Origin of the sequence: Rhodoferax sp. TS-BS-61-7 (genome assembly GCF_002943465.1) — a bacterium.
Taxonomy (GTDB): domain Bacteria; phylum Pseudomonadota; class Gammaproteobacteria; order Burkholderiales; family Burkholderiaceae_C; genus Allorhodoferax.
Map to the genome: position 1 here is coordinate 197,834 of NZ_PTQY01000001.1, position 17,941 is coordinate 215,774.

At 65.0% G+C, this 17,941-nt stretch carries 14 protein-coding genes; 7 read left to right on the forward strand and 7 right to left on the reverse strand.

What is annotated here, in order from left to right; genetic code table 11:
- Positions 1–4 precede the first annotated feature (4 nt).
- The 7 genes from C5F53_RS00935 to C5F53_RS00965 are packed head-to-tail and all read left to right on the forward strand — an operon-like array spanning position 5 to position 8,377.
- Positions 5–1,411, forward strand: a complete 1,407-nt coding sequence (locus tag C5F53_RS00935) for a TRAP transporter large permease (protein WP_105259471.1) — start codon at positions 5–7, stop codon at positions 1,409–1,411.
- Positions 1,408–2,931 (forward strand): UxaA family hydrolase, encoded by a 1,524-nt coding sequence (locus C5F53_RS00940; RefSeq protein WP_105259472.1) that lies wholly within the window; start codon positions 1,408–1,410, stop codon positions 2,929–2,931. The genes C5F53_RS00935 and C5F53_RS00940 overlap by 4 nt, the downstream gene beginning before the upstream one ends.
- Before the next feature lie 18 nt (positions 2,932–2,949).
- On the forward strand, positions 2,950–4,161 hold the full coding sequence (gene manD / locus C5F53_RS00945) for a D-mannonate dehydratase ManD (protein ID WP_010459738.1): 1,212 nt from the start codon (positions 2,950–2,952) through the stop codon (positions 4,159–4,161).
- An 8-nt stretch (positions 4,162–4,169) separates the two neighbouring features.
- A complete protein-coding gene (locus C5F53_RS00950) occupies positions 4,170–5,678 on the forward strand; it encodes a mannitol dehydrogenase family protein (RefSeq protein ID WP_236635160.1) in 1,509 nt (502 codons plus the stop codon).
- Positions 5,675–6,634: a sugar kinase gene (locus tag C5F53_RS00955; protein ID WP_105259474.1), complete on the forward strand. Its 960-nt coding sequence runs from the start codon at positions 5,675–5,677 to the stop codon at positions 6,632–6,634. Before C5F53_RS00950 ends, C5F53_RS00955 begins: the two co-directional genes overlap by 4 nt.
- A 16-nt stretch (positions 6,635–6,650) precedes the next feature.
- Positions 6,651–7,658 carry a zinc-binding alcohol dehydrogenase family protein gene (locus C5F53_RS00960; protein WP_105259475.1) on the forward strand — a complete coding sequence of 336 codons (1,008 nt, stop codon included), beginning with the start codon at positions 6,651–6,653 and terminating at the stop codon, positions 7,656–7,658.
- A gap of 5 nt (positions 7,659–7,663) precedes the next feature.
- Positions 7,664–8,377: a YceI family protein gene (locus C5F53_RS00965; protein WP_146097261.1), complete on the forward strand. Its 714-nt coding sequence runs from the start codon at positions 7,664–7,666 to the stop codon at positions 8,375–8,377.
- On the opposite strand, the gene C5F53_RS00970 is transcribed toward C5F53_RS00965, so the two are convergent.
- The 7 genes from C5F53_RS00970 to C5F53_RS01000 all read right to left on the reverse strand — a co-directional run bounded on the left by C5F53_RS00970 (position 8,374) and on the right by C5F53_RS01000 (position 17,602).
- Positions 8,374–9,207, reverse strand: a complete 834-nt coding sequence (locus tag C5F53_RS00970; protein ID WP_105259477.1) for a siderophore-interacting protein — start codon at positions 9,205–9,207, stop codon at positions 8,374–8,376. The genes C5F53_RS00965 and C5F53_RS00970 overlap by 4 nt on opposite strands.
- On the reverse strand, positions 9,207–9,791 hold the full coding sequence (locus tag C5F53_RS00975; RefSeq protein ID WP_236635161.1) for a PadR family transcriptional regulator: 585 nt from the start codon (positions 9,789–9,791) through the stop codon (positions 9,207–9,209). The genes C5F53_RS00970 and C5F53_RS00975 overlap by 1 nt, the downstream gene beginning before the upstream one ends.
- 196 nt (positions 9,792–9,987) lie before the next feature.
- Positions 9,988–11,199, reverse strand: coding sequence for a VWA domain-containing protein (locus C5F53_RS00980; protein WP_105259479.1), 1,212 nt, complete (start codon positions 11,197–11,199; stop codon positions 9,988–9,990).
- Entirely contained in the window at positions 11,196–13,529 is a 2,334-nt protein-coding gene (locus tag C5F53_RS00985; RefSeq protein ID WP_105259480.1) for a DUF5682 family protein, read from the reverse strand. Before C5F53_RS00985 ends, C5F53_RS00980 begins: the two co-directional genes overlap by 4 nt.
- Before the next feature lie 22 nt (positions 13,530–13,551).
- A complete protein-coding gene (locus tag C5F53_RS00990) occupies positions 13,552–14,631 on the reverse strand; it encodes an AAA family ATPase (protein ID WP_105259481.1) in 1,080 nt (359 codons plus the stop codon).
- Positions 14,628–16,247, reverse strand: a complete 1,620-nt coding sequence (locus tag C5F53_RS00995) for a DUF5691 domain-containing protein (protein WP_105259482.1) — start codon at positions 16,245–16,247, stop codon at positions 14,628–14,630. The genes C5F53_RS00990 and C5F53_RS00995 overlap by 4 nt, the downstream gene beginning before the upstream one ends.
- Positions 16,244–17,602 (reverse strand): SWIM zinc finger family protein, encoded by a 1,359-nt coding sequence (locus C5F53_RS01000; protein ID WP_236635162.1) that lies wholly within the window; start codon positions 17,600–17,602, stop codon positions 16,244–16,246. Before C5F53_RS01000 ends, C5F53_RS00995 begins: the two co-directional genes overlap by 4 nt.
- Positions 17,603–17,941 lie beyond the last annotated feature (339 nt).

Here is a 17,941-nt window from a genome sequence, read left to right on the forward strand (position 1 = left end):
CACCATGTTGATCCTGATTGTTTCCTTTTTGGGGCTGATGCTGTGTGGCCTGCCCGTGGCAGTGGCCATGGCGGGTGGCTCGCTCATCTACATCCTGGTCTCGGGCAGCGTGCCCGATATTGTGCTGGCGCAGCGCATGATTGCGGGCATCGAGTCCTTCCCGCTGCTGGCCGTGCCCTTCTTCATTTTGGCGGGCAACCTGATGAACGTGGCCGGCATCACCGGCCGCATCTACAACTTTGCCGTGGCCCTGGTGGGCTGGATGAAAGGCGGCCTGGGCCAGGTCAACATCGTCGGCTCCGTGGTGTTTTCGGGCATGTCCGGCACGGCCATTGCCGATGCCGCAGGCTTGGGCTCGATCGAGATCAAGGCGATGAAAGAGCATGGTTACAGCACCGAGTTTGCCGTGGGCGTGACCGCGGCCTCGGCCACGCTGGGCCCCATCTTTCCGCCCTCCCTGCCCTTTGTGATCTACGGCATGATGGCCAACGTCTCCATCGGCGCCCTGTTTGTGGCTGGCATCTTGCCCGGCCTGTTCATGACCGGATTGATGATGGTGACCGTGGCCTACTTTGCCCGCCGCAATGGCTGGGGCGGCGACGTCGCTTTCCACTGGGGTCGCCTGGGCGGTGCCACGCTGGAGATTCTGGTGGTGCTGGCCTTCCCCATGGCGGTGTGGCTGGCGGTGAAAGCCGGGGCCTCGGTCAACCTGGCGGCGGGCAGTGCCTTTGTGGCGCTGCTGCTACTGGACTGGCGCTTCAACTTCTCGGCCGTGCTGGCCCTCATGGCGCCAGTGATCCTGATTGGTGGCATGACCATGGGCTGGTTCACGCCCACCGAAGCTGCCGTAGCGGCCGTCATCTGGGCGCTGTTTCTGGGCCTGGTGCGCTACCGTTCCATGAGCATCCGCACGCTGGCGCAGGCCACGTTTGAGACGATTGAAACCACCGCCTCGGTGCTGTTCATCGTCACGGCTGCGTCCATCTTTGCCTGGCTGCTCACCACCACCCAAGCGGCACAGGCCCTGGCGGACTGGATTCTGTCCATCACCGACAACAAGTGGGTGTTTCTGCTGCTGGCCAACCTGCTGATCCTGTTTGTGGGCTGCTTCATCGACACCATTGCCGCCATCACCATCCTGGTGCCCATCTTGCTGCCCATCGTGCTCAAGCTGGGCATCGACCCGGTCCACTTCGGCCTCATCATGACGCTGAACCTGATGGTGGGGCTGCTGCATCCGCCGCTGGGCATGGTGCTGTTTGTGCTGGCGCGCATTTCCAAGCTCTCGGTGGAGCGCACCACCATGGCCATCCTGCCCTGGCTGATTCCGCTGATGCTGGCGCTGGTGGCCATCACCTACATCCCGGCACTCACGCTGTGGCTGCCACAGCAGATGGGCCTGATCAAATGAACCCGGTGATTCGTATCCATCCGGCCGACGATGTGGTCATCGCCCGGCAGCAGTTGCTGGGCGGCACACGTATCGCGTCCGAAGACATCACCGTGTCAGGCCTGATTCCGCCTGGCCACAAAGTTGCAGTACGTGCCATCGCACCGGGCGAACCGGTACGGCGTTACAACCAGATCATTGGCACGGCCACGCAGGCCATCGCACCTGGCCAGCATGTACACACCCACAACCTGGCCTTCAGCCGCTTTGACCGCGGCCACACCGTGGGCGGCGATGTGCGGCCCGTGGCCTATGTGGACACACCGGCCACGTTTGACGGCATCAAGCGAGCGGACGGACGGGTGGCCACGCGCAACTACATTGGCGTGCTGACCAGCGTGAACTGCTCGGCCACCGTGGCGCGCGCCATTGCCGACCACTTCCGCCGCGACATCCACCCCGAGGCTTTGGCGGCCTTCCCCCAGGTAGACGGCATCGTGGCACTGACTCATGGTGCCGGCTGCGCCACCGACAGCGAGGGCGAAGGCCTGCAGGTGCTGCGCCGCACGCTGGCGGGGTATGCCCGCCACGCCAACTTTGCCGCCGTGATTGTGGTGGGTCTCGGTTGTGAGACCAACCAGATCCAGGGCCTGCTGGCGCAAGAAGGCTTGCGCGAAGGAGCCAAGCTGGTGACCTTCAGCATCCAGGACACGGGTGGCACGGCCAAGAGCGTGGCGCGTGGCATTGAGGTGGTGAGGCAGTTGCTGCCCGAGGCCAATGCCGTGCAGCGTGAACCCGTACCGGCCAGCCATCTCATCGTCGGGCTGCAATGCGGCGGCTCGGACGGCTACTCCGGCATCAGCGCCAACCCCGCACTGGGTGCGGCGGTGGACCTGGTGGTGCGCCACGGTGGCACTGCGGTGCTGTCCGAGACGCCGGAAATTTATGGCGGCGAACATTTGCTGCTGCAGCGTGCCGTGTCGCAAGCCGTGGCCGATAAGCTGGAGGCCCGCCTGCAGTGGTGGACCGACTACTGCGCCCGCCACCATGCCGAGATGGACAACAACCCGTCTGCGGGCAACAAGGCGGGGGGCCTCACCACCATCCTGGAGAAATCATTGGGTGCGATCGCCAAAGGCGGCACCACGCCCATGGTGGATGTGTACGAATACGCCCAACCCATCACGGCACGAGGTTTTGTCTACATGGACACCCCGGGCTACGACCCGGTGTCGGCCACCGGCCAGGTGGCGGGTGGCGCCAACCTCATTTGTTTTACCACCGGCCGCGGTTCTGCCTACGGCTGCGCGCCCTCACCTTCGCTCAAGCTGGCCACCAACAACGCGCTGTGGGCCAAGCAAGAGGAAGACATGGACATCAACTGCGGCACCGTCATCGACGGTAGCGAGAGCGTGGAGCAGTTGGGCGAGCGCATCTTCCAGGAGATGCTGGCTGCCGCCTCTGGCCGCAAGACCAAGAGCGAGCTGCACGGCTACGGCCAAAACGAATTTGTACCCTGGGCGCTAGGCGCCGTGATGTAAACCCATTTATCTACCACCATGAAAATCACCTCCGCCAAAGTCATCATCTGCGCGCCCAGCCGCAACTTTGTCACCCTCAAGATTGAAACCGACGAAGGCCTGACCGGCATTGGCGACGCCACGCTCAATGGCCGCGAACTGGCCGTGGCCAGCTACCTGACCGAACACGTCATCCCCTGCCTGATAGGCCGCGACCCGCAGCAGATCGAAGACATCTGGCAGTACCTGTACAAAGGCGCTTACTGGCGCCGTGGCCCGGTCACCATGAGCGCTATTGCCGGTGTGGACACCGCACTGTGGGACATCAAGGCCAAGGCGGCCAACATGCCGCTGTACCAATTGCTGGGTGGCAAGAGCCGCACCGGCGTGATGGTCTACGGCCATGCCAATGGCAAAGACATCACCCAGACGGTGGAAGAGGTGCTGCGCTACAAGGAGATGGGCTACAAGGCCATCCGCGCACAGAGCGGTGTGCCTGGCCTGGAGAAGGTGTATGGCGTGGGCCGCGGCACCATGTTTTACGAACCTGCCGATGCCGACCTGCCCAGCGAGCACGACTGGTCCACCGAGAAGTACCTTCGCCACACGCCCGAGTTGTTTGACAAAGTGCGCGCTGCCGTGGGGCCGGACATCCACCTGCTGCACGACGTGCACCACCGCCTCACCCCGATCGAAGCCGGCCGCTTGGGCAAAGACCTGGAGCCCTACCGCCTGTTCTGGATGGAAGATGCCACCCCGGCCGAGAACCAGGAGGCCTTCCGGCTCATTCGCCAGCACACCACCACGCCGCTGGCCGTGGGCGAAATCTTCAACACCATCTGGGACTGCAAGGACCTGATCGAAAACCAGCTGATCGACTACATCCGTACCACCGTGGTCCACGCGGGCGGCATCACCCACCTGCGCCGCATTGCAGATTTGGCAGCGCTCTACCAAGTGCGCACCGGTTCGCACGGGGCCACCGACTTGTCGCCCGTCTGCATGGGCGCTGCGCTCAACTTCGACCTGTGGGTGCCCAACTTCGGCATCCAGGAATACATGCGCCACACGGATGAGACGGATGCCGTGTTCCCCCACGCCTACAGCTTTAAAGACGGCTACATGCACCCCGGCGAGGCACCCGGCCATGGCGTAACGATTGACGAAGCACTGGCCGCCAAGTACCCCTACAAACGCGCCTACCTGCCGGTCAACCGCCTGCAACATGACGGCACGTTGACCAACTGGTGATGGTGGATATGCAACGTTTGAACAACAGCACGGTAGGCGCCCTGCACGCCGCCGTGGCCCGCCCGGCCTATGACCGCCAAGCGCTGAAAACCGGCATCGTCCACCTCGGGATTGGCGCTTTCATGCGCGCCCACATGGCAGCGGCCACCGAGGCTGCAATTGGCGCGGGCGACTTGCGCTGGGGCATGGTGGGTGTGTCGCTGCGCCAAGCCGATACCCGCGATGCCCTCGCGCCGCAGGATGGCCTGTACACGCTGGCGATTCGTGATGCAGATGCGCAAGGCCAGCCGCGCCAGCGCCTGCAAGTCATAGGCGCCGTACGCAGCCTGCTGGTCGCACCCGAAAATCCGCAAGCGGTGCTGAACGCCATTGCTGCCCCCGACACCCGCATCGTGAGCCTGACCGTGACCGAAAAAGGCTACTGCCACGACCCTGCCACCGGTGCGCTGCGCCTGGACCACCCGGACATCGTGCACGACCTGGCCCACCCGCTTGTCGCCCGCTCCGCCATCGGCATGCTGGTCTACGGCCTGCAGCTGCGCCACGCCCGCGGCCACAGTCCGCTCACGCTGATGTCGCTGGACAACCTGCCGGCCAATGGGCGCGTGCTGCGTGCCGCAGTACTGAGGTTTGCTGAAGAAATTGATAGCACGCTGCGCATATGGATAGAGGGCCAGTGCCGTTTTCCATGCTCCATGGTGGACCGCATCGTGCCCAAAACCACCGATGGCGATCGTGCCGCCGTGAGCGCGGCGCTGGGCAGCGTTGATGCCTGGCCCGTGCTAGGTGAGCCGTTTTTTGATTGGGCGATTGAAGACGAATTTGCTGCCGACCGCCCCGACTGGACACTGGGCGGCGCACGCTTTGTGCCGGACGCCGAGCCCTTTGAAAAACTCAAGCTGCGCATGGTGAACGGCACCCACTCCAGCCTGGCCTACCTGGGCGCCATGGCGGGCTGGCAAACGGTGGACAAAGCGATTGGGCAGCCCGCGTTGCGCATGCACATCGAAGCGCTGATGCGCGACGAGATTGAACCCACGCTGCCTGCACTGCCGGGCCTGGACGTGGCGGCCTACCGCCACAACCTGCTGGCCCGCTACGCCAACCCAGCGCTGGCCCACCGCACGCATCAGATCGCCATGGACGGCTCACAAAAGCTACCGCAGCGCCTGCTGGGCACACTGCGCGACCGCCTGGCGCGAGGTCTCCCGATCACACGCATGGCCCTGGGTCTGGCCGCGTGGATGCACTACCTACGTGGCGTGGACGCGCTGGGCCAGAGTTACCGGATTGATGACCCGCACGCGGCGGCGCTCACCGCGCTGCACCAACAATCGCTGGCGCAGGGTGTGAATACGCAAACCGTGCATGCCATGTTGGCGTATGCCCCGGTGTTTGGTGACTTGGCAGGGAACGCTGCGCTCACCACCGCGCTGCTGCCATTGCTCCAATCGCTTCAAGCGCATGGGGTTTCGGCCACCTTGGAAGCGGTCAACCGCGGGGAGCTGACCGCGTGAGCGACATTCCAGACACACTCGACGTCTTGTCCATGGGCGAGACCATGGCGCTCTTGGTGGCACAAGAGCCCGGCCCGCTGGCCGAGGTGCAGAGCTTCAGCAAACGGATTGCCGGGGCCGACACCAACGTGGCCATTGGCTTGGCGCGCCTAGGCTTCAAGGTGGGCTGGGTGAGCCGCCTCGGGGCAGATTCGTTTGGCAGCTATGTGCGCAAAACAATAGAGGCTGAGGGTGTAGACACCTCGCAGGTCGAGACCGACCCACAGCGCTCCACCGGCTTCATGCTCAAGTCACGCAGTGTGGATGGCAGTGACCCCGCCATCGAGTACTACCGCCGCGGTTCTGCCGCCAGCCAGCTCAGCGTGGCGCACCTGAAAACCGACTACGCGCTGCGCGCACGCCATGTGCACACCACCGGCATCACACCTGCCCTGTCGCCCGCCGCCCGCGAGCTGGTAGCCCACGCCATGTTGACCTTGCGTGCCGCGGGCCGCAGCGTGTCGTTTGACCCCAACCTGCGCCCCAGCCTGTGGCCCGATGTGGCCACCATGCGCAACACCCTCAACGACCTGGCCCGCCACGCGGACTGGGTGCTGCCGGGCATTGAAGAAGGCCGGCTGCTGACCGGCCAAACCACCCCGGCCGACATTGCCGCCTGGTACCTGGACCGGGGCGCCAAGGCCGTGGTCATCAAACAAGGCGCTGAAGGCGCCTACTTCCGCACGGCCGCTGACGAGCAGGGCCTGGTGCCCGGCGTACCCGTACCGGTGGTGGTGGACACCGTGGGCGCTGGTGACGCGTTTGCCGTGGGCATCATCAGTGCACAGCTCGAAGGGCTGGGTTGGTCGCAGGCCTTGCGCCGCGCCAACTGGATTGCCTCGCGCGCGCTGCAGGTGGTCGGCGACATGGAAGGCCTGCCGACCCGCGCTGAACTCCGCGCACAGAATTTGGAATGAACCTAAGGAATCCGTCATGCTGACCGTTGTTTGCGAAACCCCCGGCACCCTACGTGCCCACGACCGCCCCCTGCCGGAGCGTGCTGCCGACGACGTGCTGCTGCGCGTCAAGCGCGTGGGCGTGTGCGGCACCGACCTGCATATCTTCACCGGCAACCAGCCCTACCTGAGCTACCCGCGCGTGATGGGGCATGAGCTCTCCGGCGTGGTGGAAACCGCACCTGCAGGCAGTGCCCTGCAATCTGGCGACACGGTGTATGTGATGCCCTACCTCTCATGCGGCACCTGCATTGCCTGCCGCGCGGGCAAAACCAATTGCTGCACCCGCATCCAGGTACTGGGCGTGCACACCGATGGCGCATTCACCGAGTACCTGTGCGTGCCCCAGCAGTTTGTGCACAAGGCCGAGGGCGTGTCGCTGGACCAGGCCGCCATGGTGGAGTTTCTGTCCATTGGAGCGCACGCGGTGCGCCGCAGCGGCGTGCAGGCCGGCCAGCGGGTGCTGGTGGTGGGCGCGGGCCCCATCGGCATGGCGGCCATGATTTTTGCGCAGCTGCGCGGTGCCACCGTCACCGCGCTGGATGGGCGCCAGGACCGGATGGACTTTTGCACCCAGTCCCTGGGCGTCAGCACCGGCGTTGCACTGGGTGACACCGACGAAGCGCAACTGGCGGCACTGACCAACAACGAGTTTTATGACGTGGTGTTTGACGCCACTGGCAACCCCAAGGCGATGGAGCGCGGCTTCAAATTCGTGGCGCATGGTGGTACGTATGTTCTGATCTCGGTGGTGGGTGCGAACATCACCTTCTCCGACCCCGAATTCCACAAACGCGAAATGACACTGATGGGCAGCCGTAATGCCACCGCCGAAGATTTTGAAACCGTGCTGAACGCCATGCGTGCCGGGCAGATTCCACAGTCACTGAACACCCACCGCCTGACCCTGGCCGAAGTACCCACCAAGTTTCAGGACCTGCTGGACCCCAAGGCGGGTGTGATCAAGGCGATTGTGGAGTGCTGAGCGGCGTGAAGCGCTCCTGGCGGCATAGCACGCTGCTGGCGTGCATCGCCATGCTGGTGGGGTGCACGGCTGCGCCCACGGGGCCTACCCCCGGTGAACCGGTAGCGCCGCCCGCAGCGGTGCAAGTTGCACCGGTATCCCCCTCCGCAACGCACTACCGGCTGGACCCTGCGGCCTCCACCCTGCACATTCTGGTCTACCGCGGCGGCCCCATGGCCCGGCTGGGTCACAACCATGTGGTGAGTTCGCAGAACCTGCGCGGCAGCGTCTGGCAAGGGGCCAGCCTGGAGAGTTCGGGCTTCGACATCACCGTGCCGGTGAACGATCTGGTGATGGACGACAACGACACCCGCGCCGCCGAGGGCGAGGACTTCCCCCTCAACGTGAGCGAAGACGCCAAGCAAGGCACCAAGGCCAATATGCTGCGCGACACCTTGCTGGACAGCGCGCGTTACCCGGAAATCCGCATCACCTCGGTGCGGGTGCAGGGCGACGCCAAGGCGCCCGTGATCATCGCTGCGCTGCGTATCCGGGACCAGACTCGGCAGCTCACCGTGCCGGTAACGCTGCAGACCACCGATGGGTGCCTGCGAGTCATCGGCAAGTTCGAGATCAAACAAAGCGACTTCGGCATCACCCCGCTCAGCATTGCCATGGGGGCGCTGCTGGTGGTGGATGCCGTCACCATCAAGTTTGATTTGCTGGCGCGGACGGATTAGAGCGACTCGTGCGCATCCGCGCTGCCGCGGCGCCAGTAACTGGAGGCGCGGATCCACTGGGGGTTAGCTTGGCACTCGGTGGTCAGGTAGGCACGCAAAGCCTTGGCTTGGGTGGACTCGCAAGCAATCCAGGAATGGAACACACCCGCTGGCATGGCGGTGCGGCGCAGTGCATCGAGCAAGGGCAACGCGCCCGCGCCACGGCGGTGCACCCACTGCACGCGCAGCGCGGCGGCGCTGGGCAACGCAATCTGGTCGTCCGGGCCCTCCACTTCAATCAGCACCTCGGCACGCGCGCCTGCGGGCAGCTCGACCAATCGGCGGGCGATGGCAGGCAAGGCGGTGTCATCACCGACCAGCAAATGCCAGTCAAACCCTGTGGGCACGATGAGTGAGCCGCGCGGGCCACCCACGCCCAGCGTCTGGCCCACCTGCGCCTGCGCCGCCCATTCGGTGGCCGGGCCGCCGGGCTGGTGCAGCGCAAAGTCAATCTGCAATGTGTGGGCCACCGGGTCAAAGTGGTGCGGCGTGTAATCACGCATGGTGGGGCGTGTGCCCTCGGGCCACACGGGGCCTTCGGGCCCGACGGTGGGCAAGGCCAACGCCCCCGTCACCGGGTCGGGAAAGAAGAGTTTGACGTGGTCATCAAAGCCCAGGCTCACAAAACCGTCAAGGTCATCACCCGCCAAGGTGATTCGTACCAGGTGGGGCGTGAGACGCTCGACTTGGCTGACCTGCAACTGGCGAAAGCGCAAGGGGTGGCGCACACGCTGGGCAACCAGTTCAGGCCTGGACTCGGTGGTGGAAGGGGTTTCAGGCAAGGTTGGCATCAGATTTTCTCCAGCTCTTGGGCCGCGTGGTCCAGCACCGCGGCAAAGGCATTGGCCTGCTCAACCGTCAACGCTTCTCGCGAGAGGCGCATGCGCATGGCCAGCTTCAGGTTCTCGATGGCGCGCATCACCTGGGGTGGCCGCCCGCCACGGGCCCCGGCACCGTCCACGCCGCCGTTCAGGCGGGCCAGCATGGCATCCACCAGGGTGCGGTTCTCTTCCAGAAAGGCTTTACCCGCGTCAGTGATGGCGTAGCGTTTACGTCCGCCCACATCAGCCGTTTCGCTTTGCAGGTAACCCTGCTCTTCCAGCAGGGTCAGCGTGGGGTAGACCGTGCCCGGGCTGGGGCTGTAGCTGCCGCCCAGGCGGTCTTCGATGAGTTTGATGAGTTCGTAGCCGTGGCTGGGTTTGTCGCTGATGAGCTGCAGCAGCACAAAGCGCAGACCGCCGTGGCTGAAGATGCGGCCGCCGCCGCGGCGGCCCTGCATCTCATCGCCATGCCGCCCCCCGCGCCCGCCGCCCATGGCATCGCCGTGCTCGCCAGAGCGCATGTGGTAACCGAAGTGTTGATGATGGCTTCGCATGTATTTTTCCTTATTTAGATGCAATTATGATATATCTAAATGCAATCTAAATAAAGTCCAGACTGACACTTTACATACCGTTTACGCCAGCCTCTTGCCTCGCCCTGACAACTTTTGTGTGTCACGCGCCGCCCGATGCAGCGCGATGTCAACACTGACAAAGGCACCGTGTCGGCGCTGGGCAAACCATACCCACCTACCCCGGCGGCCGACTCGTCTTGATCCCCTGCCCCGCCGCCCACGCGCCTACATCGTCGCGCCGGATGGCGGCTGCCATCAGGCCGGGGAAGGCATCGGGTGTACAGGCAAAGCTAGGCACGCCCAAAGCAGCCAATTTGGCGGCCAACTCGCGGTCGTACGACGGCGCACCTTCGTCGCTCAGGGCCAGCAGCGTGATGAACTGCACACCGGCCTCCACCAGTTCTTGCGCGCGGCGCAGCAGGCCGGCTTCGACACCGCCCTCAAACAGGTCGGAGATCAGCACCAGAATCGTATTGCGTGGCTCCTGGATGAGGCTTTGGCAGTAGCCGACCGCACCATTGATGTCGGTGCCGCCGCCCAGTTGCACGCCAAACAGCAGGTCCACCGGGTCGTCCAGCTTTTCGGTCATGTCCACCACCACGGTGTCAAACACGACCAGCTTGGTCGCCACCGCCGGCAGGCTGGCCATGACCGCGCCAAAGATGCTGGAGTAGACCACCGACGCGGCCATGGAGCCGCTTTGGTCTATGCACAAAATCACCTCGCGCTGGGGGCGGCGCGCCTTGCGGCCGTAGCCCACCAGCGTTTGCGGAACGATGGTGCGGAGACTGGGCTGCCAGTGTTGCAGGTTGGCACGTATGGTGCGGTTCCAGTCGATCTCGGCATGGCGCGGGCGGCGGTTGCGCTGGCTGCGGTTCAGCGCCCCGCTGACCGCGCTGCGCATGGGCTCTTGCAGGCGCTCCAGCAACTGGTCGACCACTTTGCGCACCACCTGACGGGCAGTGTCCTTGGTGGCGTCGGGGATCACGCCTGACAGCGCCACCAGGTTGGCCACCAGGTGCACATCGGCATGGGCGGTTTCCAGCATTTCGGGTTGCAGCAGCATCTCGCGCAGGTTGAGGCGCTGCATGGCGTCGTGCTGCATGATTTGCACTACCGAGCTGGGAAAGTATTTGCGGATATCACCCAACCAGCGCGCCACGCTGGGCGACGAGTTGCCACGCCCGCCCTTGCGTTTGCCCAGGCCGTTGGCGCCTTCGGGTTCGTACAAGGCGGCCAACGCCTGGTCCATCTCGCGCAGGGTGCCACCGGCCGCGCCGCAGCTGGTATCGGCCTCGCCACCCAGCACCAGGCGCCAGCGTTGCAGGCGGTCGGTGAGCTCTATGGGCTCGGCCGGGGTGGGATCGGAATCAGTAGGTGCAGTCATGCGGGAAGCCCTAACAACAAACGCAAGGTGGGCACCGGTAGCGCAGCGCGCACCGCATCGCCATCGCTGACCGCAACCACTGGCACCGCCTTGACGCCATGCGCCGCACGCCCACCAAGCTCGCGCCGTTCCGATTGCGAAAAGTTGGCAAAGCTGCGGCGCAGCAGCGGCACCACTTGCAGAAAATGCGCGTCCGCCAGTTCGGCCAACCAGGCGTCCACCAGGCTCCACACGGCGGCATCGTGCAGCAGCACCATGGCGTTGCGATTCAAAAAGCCATCCAGCCACTGCGCGGCTTCCAATGGCAAGGCCCCGGCAGACAGATTGCGCGACAGCTGCACGGCGGCTTGGGCCTGGTCTATGTGGCCAGCATCCAGCAGCAAACGGCAGCACAGCCCGCGCAGCAGCGCGTGGCAGGCGTCGCCCACGGCGATTTGGTGCAGCGCCTGTTGCCAGGCTTGCGAGGGCTCTGCACTGTCGCGCAGGCCCACGGCGTCGTGTGCGGGCAGCAGGGTGTCGCGCAGCGTCTCGGCGGCGCTGTCGTCCAGGCTGTGGCAGGCCAGCGGCAGGCCGATGGCACCGCGGGTGATCAGACCGTCCAGAATTTTTGCCAGCAAATCGCCGTCCATCTGGCGCACGCTGCCGTAGCGGAACACGCGAGCCAGTGGCGGCACGGCGCTGATAAGTTGCACGGCATCGCCGGTGATGGCGGCCTGGGTCTGCAAGGCGTGGCTGACGGCCTGCACGGCGGTGTCCAGATCGGCCAGCAATACCGTGTCCACCAACTCGGCCAAGGCGTCCAGCCGGGTCAGGCTGGCGCACTGCTCGGCCACGCAGGCATTGGCCGCCAGTTCCACCGTGGGGCCAAAATGCGTGGCCTCGATGATGCGCAGCGCAAACTCGGGCTGCCATTGCAGGCGCCAGGTTTCGCGGAAGGTGCCGCGGTTGGCGCGGTCGCTGCGGGCCAGTTCGCCCCAGCGTATGCCCAGCAGCCGCAGGCGGTGCAGCAGGTGACTGCGGGCCAGGTCGTTGGTATTGCGCAGGTCCAGGTCGAGCGTGCGCTCCAGCGCTTCGGGTTTCAGGCGCAGGCTTTTTTGCGCCTGCTCAATATCGCGTTGCAGCGGCACGGCGGGCACTTCGGGCGGCACCTGGCCCATGCGGTCGCTGACCGTGAGCGCGCGGTGGATCAGCTCCAGCGGTGCGGACGCACCCATGCAGATCACGGTGCGCACGGCCTCGTTCAACTCTTCCAAGCCAGGCTCGGCACGGCCACGCAGTGCGGCCAGCGTGTCGGACAAGCGCGAGGCTTCGATGATGTGGGCCGATGAACAATCCAATTGGTGCTCACGCAGCAACCGGGCCACACGGGCCAGCCAGCCGCTGGCGCGCGAGGCCACGGCAGGCGAAGTCCCGACATCACCGCCGCCCTGGCTGCGTTGCCACAGGTAGTCGTACCAACCTGGGGAATCGACACCGGCGCCATAACCGCTGGCCCAGGTCAGGTGGCGGTAGGTCCAGGGCACCCAGGTGGCGCTGACCTTGATTTTGGGCAGGCCCTTGAGCAAAGCCGCATCGGCCTTGGCCGTGTGTTTGGCCTGCAAGGCGGGCACGTGCCAGGCGCCGCAGACCACGGCGATGCGTGCATGGCCTTGGCCCACGGCCTCGCGGATGCACTGGCGCATATGGGCTTCGCGCTGCATTTCGCGTTCGGCGGCGCGCGGGCCACGCGCGTCGTCCGGCCACTCTTCGCGCAGGGCGGCCATGGCTTCATGGATGGCCGCGAACAGGTCTTCGCTGTCGCCGCGCTCTTCGACGATGTGGTTCCACCAGCTTTCGCCATCGGCAAAACCGGCGGCATGGGCCAGCGCGTCCATGGGGTCGTGGTGCTGCGGGAACACAGCCTCCATAGCAGATTCCAAGCCTTTTTCGGCATCAGCCCCCGTCACATCTGCGCCGACAGCTATCTTTTCAATAGCATCTTCTTTCTCACGGTACAGCTTGTCTTGTGCCAGACGCACCGCTTGCGGCAAGTCGATAAAGCGGGTGGGAATGCCACGCGACACCCCGTGTTGCAGCGCCTGCCACTCGGGGGAGAATTCTGCAAAGGGGTAGAAGGCCGAGGCATGCGTGTCATCCGGGCTGTGCACCAGCAGGGCCACCGGCGGGCACAGGCCAGCATGGGTCACAAAGGGCAACAAGGCGTCGGCATCGGGCGGGCCTTCTATCAGCAGGCAATCGGGCTGCAAGGAGGCCAACGCGGCGCGCAGGCTGCGGGCGCAACCCGGGCCGTGGTGGCGGATGCCGAAGTAGTGAACAGTGGAATCTGCCATCACGCAATGTAGTGCGGGGTGCTCACAACTGCTCGCGACAGGCGCGGTACAGCTCTTTCCAATCGCTACGCTCTTTCACCACGGTCTCCAGGTATTCCTTCCAGACCACCTGGTCTTGCACCGGGTCTTTGACGATGGCGCCCAGCAGGCCCGACGCAATGTCGTGCGCATGCAGCACACCATCACCAAAATGCCCAGCCAGCGCCATGCCGCTGTTGATGACGGAGATGGCCTCCGCAGTAGACAGTGTGGAGGTGGGCGACTTGATGCGGGTCTTGCCATCGGCCGTCAATCCATTGCGCAGCTCGCGGAAGATTTGTACCACGCGGCGGATTTCTTTCAACGCCGGTGGCTCGGCGGGCAGCTCCAGCGCACGGCCCAGCTCGGCCACGCGTTTGGCGACGATGCGCACCTCTTCGTCTTCGGTATCGGGCACGGGCAGCACCACGGTGTTGAAGCGGCGCTTGAGCGCGCTGGACAACTCGTTGACGCCTTTGTCGCGGTTGTTGGCAGTGGCTATCACCGAGAAGCCGCGCGTGGCCTGCACCTCGCTGCCCAGCTCGGGGATGGGCATGGTTTTCTCGGACAACACGGTGATCAGCGCGTCTTGCACATCGGCGGGGATGCGGGTCAGCTCCTCGATGCGGGCAATCTTGCCCAGGCGCATGGCGTTGACCAGCGGGCTGGGCACCAGGGCCTTGTCGGACGGGCCGTTGGCCAGCAGCTCGGCGTAGTTCCAGCCGTAGCGCAACTGCTCTTCGCTGGTGCCGGCCGTGCCCTGGATCAGCATGGTGGAGTCCCCACTGACGGCGGCGGCCAGATGTTCGGACACCCACGACTTGGCGGTGCCCGGCACGCCATACAACAGCAACGCGCGGTCGGTGGCGAGCGTAGAGACGGCGATCTCCATCAGGCGCTGGTTGCCGATGTATTTGGGTGTGACCTCAAAACCGTTGTCGAGCTTGCCACCCATTAGATAGGTCACCACCGCCCAGGGCGACAGCTTCCAGTTGGTGGGGCGCTGGCGCTTGTCGACTTGTTGCAGATTGGCCAGCTCTTCGGCAAATTGTTGTTCGGCGTGTTGGCGTAGGACTTGGCTCATGGTGTGGGGGCTTCCGTAGAGGTTGCTTCAATCGTGGATTCAGTCAATGGGATCAATTGCTGGCGGCTGTGGAGCACCTGCTCCAGCAGGGTCAGGGCTTCGGACAAGGATGTGGTCTCTTCGGCGCTGCGGGGCAGGTTCGCCAGCTTGGGCAGCGCCTGCGGGTGCAGCGCACAGGCGAGGTCGGGCAATTGGTTGCGCAGGCTGTAGTCATTGACCAGCGCGCCCTGGTCTATGTGCTGGCGCAGCAGTTGCGCCAGCCGCTCGGACACGGCCTGGCCCAGGTGGGCGTGCGGCGCACAACCGTCCAGGCACGACACGGCCACGTCATGCAGGTTGGTGGACGCGGCCAATTGCGACAAGTGGTATTGCTCGCGCTGCTGCGGTGCCAACAACGCCAGCAGGGACGAGCGGCCATCCCATCGCGCTGAGGGTGCGCTGTCCAGCAGGGCTTGCGCCCACGCGGCGTCCGGTTGCCACAGCATGGCGTGGTGCCAGCCGCGTAAGAGCGCGTCATTCCAATCACTGGCCTTGGCCAGGGCCAGCACTTCTGCGGGGGTGAGGCCGGTGTGGTTTGTCCACCAAGCCAATGGTGTGCGGCTGGTCAGCTGGAACAGCCACCAGGCACGCTCGCCCAGAGGTTCGTACTTTGGGCGCTCGGGCTCCAACTGGTCGGCCTTCCAATCGGTCTCGGCTTGGTTGGGTGCCCGTACGGTCCAGCGGGGCTCGGCGCTAGACAAGACGCGCCCCAACAAACGCCCGACCAATCCGGGCTCCGCCTGTTCACTCAACACCAAGGCTTGCATACGCGCCACCATGCGCTGGCTGTAGGCGCTGCTGGGCAAGGCCGCCAACAAATCGGCGGCGGTGCGGCGTACGTCTATCGCGCGGTCTTTGAGTTGCAGGGTCAGGAAGGCTTCGTCATCGGCACACAGGCCCACCTGCAGCGTGGCAATCAGCGCGGCGCGGTCTTTGGCGGCGAGGCTTTCCCAATCCGCCTGCAAACGTTCGCGGGCCGCTGTGGGTGCGCTGGTGCGCTCGGTGCGCAACACGGCGCAGCGCTGCTCCAGGCTGCCGTGCGCCCAATGCGTCTGGGTGTCCGCTTGCTCTTGCGCGCCACAGGCATAGGCCCATTCGGGGTTCTGCTGGGCCAGCCAACGGCCACGCTCACCCAACACGGGCAACAGGTGGGTGCGCAATGCAACGCTCTGGCGCCCGGCGTGTAACAAGGCTGGTAGCAACGCGGGCGGCGCGCGCAGACCCGCGGCGTCCATGGAAAACAGGACCTGGTGTTGCAGGCGCTGTGGCCCCAAGTTCACAGCCTGGGACAACAACTGGCTCCAGGCCGCTTTGGCCAACGTGCGTGACTCGGGAACTGCTGGGGCGATGGGTGCAAGTTCCGTAGCGGGAGCCGTCCAACCCGCGCGCTGGCACACGGCCTTGGCACCGGCCAGGCGCAACAGTAGGCCGGGTGCATCGGGTGCGGTTTTCGCATGGGCCTCGCGCAGCATGTGCGCCACGGGGTCGCCCTCACCTTCTTGCGCATGGGTAGGCAAGGTCCAAGGCCGCTCGGTCCCAACCAACGCAGCCTGCAACAACGCGTTCCAGTCGTTCATACGTTGTCTCCCACCACGCCAGTCGCAGCCCAACGGTCGGCATCGGACCATGCGGTCAAGGGCCGTAGCAGTTCCCCGGTCCACTCACCAAAAATAGATATCGGCCCACCGGCGGCCATGGCCATCAGTTGCCAAGCATCGGCCTCGCTGATGGCCAGTGGTATGGCACGCGCATCGGCCCATAACCACCACGGGTTTTCGGCGTCCGCCGTGTATTGCAACTGCACGGCATCCAGCCACAGCGGCCAGGTTTGCGCCCAAGGGTTGGCGGCCATGCGTATGGCCAGTGCGGTCCATTCGGCGGCACTGGGTGGTGCCTGCGGCAGCGATGCAGCATCCGGCACAGGGCTGCTCTCGGCCAGTAGCGCGCGCAGCGGATCGGCGCTGGGGTAAAAGGCCAGCGTGCCACTGTGCGGCACACCCACACTCCAGCCTTGATCAAACGCTTTACCGGCAAACGAAAAATCCACCAACAGCGCGCGGCGCTGGCTGCGTGCGCCTTGCAACCAGACACGGCGCTCGGTGAGGCGCGCCTCGCGCTCCACCAGCACCTGGGCCAGCACCTGCCAATGGTCGCTGACGCGTTCACCGCCGGCCAACACCTCGTCACGCTCAATGGGCCAGCCCAGTGCCTGCCGCAGATCGGTCTGCAGACCGGGAGTCAGGCGCTCGCGCTGCGCCACGGCGTCCACCAGCAACTGCAAATTGCCCAAACGGCCCAGCAGGCGTGCGGGCCAATCACGCCCCTGCCCCACCACCGCAAAAGCCTGCATCACGCGCTGGCCCAGCCCAGGGGCTTGTGCATCCACCATGCGCGCGGCCACCGTGGCCCACGCAGGCCCATCACTGTCGGACACCGCCGCCAAACCCTTGCGGCTGGTGTCGTCCAGCCACAGCGCCAGCTCTTGCGCACCGGCAGCCATGCGCTGCACACGCTGGGCCTCGCGCTTGGCGCTGGCAGCGGGGTCAGCAACCACCGGCGGCGCGGAGGCTTTGGCTTCTTTTTTCTCGGCCCGCTCTTGGCGCGATGCCAACCATTCACTGACCCAGGCAGGCTCAGCGGCGGTAAAACTCTGCGGGGTCTGCGCCTGCAACAACAGCAAGGCCAGGCCATGTTTGCACGGGAACTTGCGGCTGGGGCAACTGCAGCGAAACGTAGGCCCCGCACCCGACACGTCCACCTGCGTTTGGTAGGGCTTGCTGCCACTGCCCTGGCACTCGCCCCACACCGCCGCATCACTGGCCCCCAACATCGGCCACTTGGCCGGCGCCACCAGGCCGCGTGCGGCCTTGGTCGATGCATCGTCGGGCGACAAGGCCGCCACCGCGTCTGCGGTCAGAGGGATACGGCTCATGCAGCCGCCACCCATTGCAAGGTGGCAGCGCTGGGTGTGGGCAAGAGAAGATGGGCAGTTGGAGCGAACAGTCGCACAGGCAGATTCCATAGAACTCGACACTCGAATATATCGACAAATGAAACGCCCCCAGAGCGCGGCAATACCTCCGCCAATCCGTGAGTCGTGCCCGTGCTACTGAATGCATTTTTAGCATCAAAAGTGCCACCAGTTCTTTTGAAATATGCGCAAACAGCTACTAAATTCATAGCAAATATCACTCTATTTCACCACTACTTTTGGTACCACTCTACGTCTGCCCCACTGCACAAATAGGCACTCTGAGCGCCTACCGCGGCG

What these genes read in the sequence shown, in the direction of transcription:
- C5F53_RS00950 (WP_236635160.1), top strand. Translation starts at nt 4,170, where the DNA reads ATGCAACGTTTGAACAACAGCACGGTAGGCGCCCTGCACGCCGCCGTG.
- C5F53_RS00980 (WP_105259479.1), bottom strand. Translation starts at nt 11,199, where the DNA reads ATGACTGCACCTACTGATTCCGATCCCACCCCGGCCGAGCCCATAGAG.
- C5F53_RS00995 (WP_105259482.1), bottom strand. Translation starts at nt 16,247, where the DNA reads ATGAACGACTGGAACGCGTTGTTGCAGGCTGCGTTGGTTGGGACCGAG.
- C5F53_RS00935 (WP_105259471.1), top strand. Translation starts at nt 5, where the DNA reads ATGTTGATCCTGATTGTTTCCTTTTTGGGGCTGATGCTGTGTGGCCTG.
- C5F53_RS00960 (WP_105259475.1), top strand. Translation starts at nt 6,651, where the DNA reads ATGCTGACCGTTGTTTGCGAAACCCCCGGCACCCTACGTGCCCACGAC.
- C5F53_RS00985 (WP_105259480.1), bottom strand. Translation starts at nt 13,529, where the DNA reads ATGGCAGATTCCACTGTTCACTACTTCGGCATCCGCCACCACGGCCCG.
- C5F53_RS01000 (WP_236635162.1), bottom strand. Translation starts at nt 17,602, where the DNA reads ATGAGCCGTATCCCTCTGACCGCAGACGCGGTGGCGGCCTTGTCGCCC.
- C5F53_RS00975 (WP_236635161.1), bottom strand. Translation starts at nt 9,791, where the DNA reads ATGCGAAGCCATCATCAACACTTCGGTTACCACATGCGCTCTGGCGAG.
- C5F53_RS00940 (WP_105259472.1), top strand. Translation starts at nt 1,408, where the DNA reads ATGAACCCGGTGATTCGTATCCATCCGGCCGACGATGTGGTCATCGCC.
- manD (WP_010459738.1), top strand. Translation starts at nt 2,950, where the DNA reads ATGAAAATCACCTCCGCCAAAGTCATCATCTGCGCGCCCAGCCGCAAC.
- C5F53_RS00990 (WP_105259481.1), bottom strand. Translation starts at nt 14,631, where the DNA reads ATGAGCCAAGTCCTACGCCAACACGCCGAACAACAATTTGCCGAAGAG.
- C5F53_RS00970 (WP_105259477.1), bottom strand. Translation starts at nt 9,207, where the DNA reads ATGCCAACCTTGCCTGAAACCCCTTCCACCACCGAGTCCAGGCCTGAA.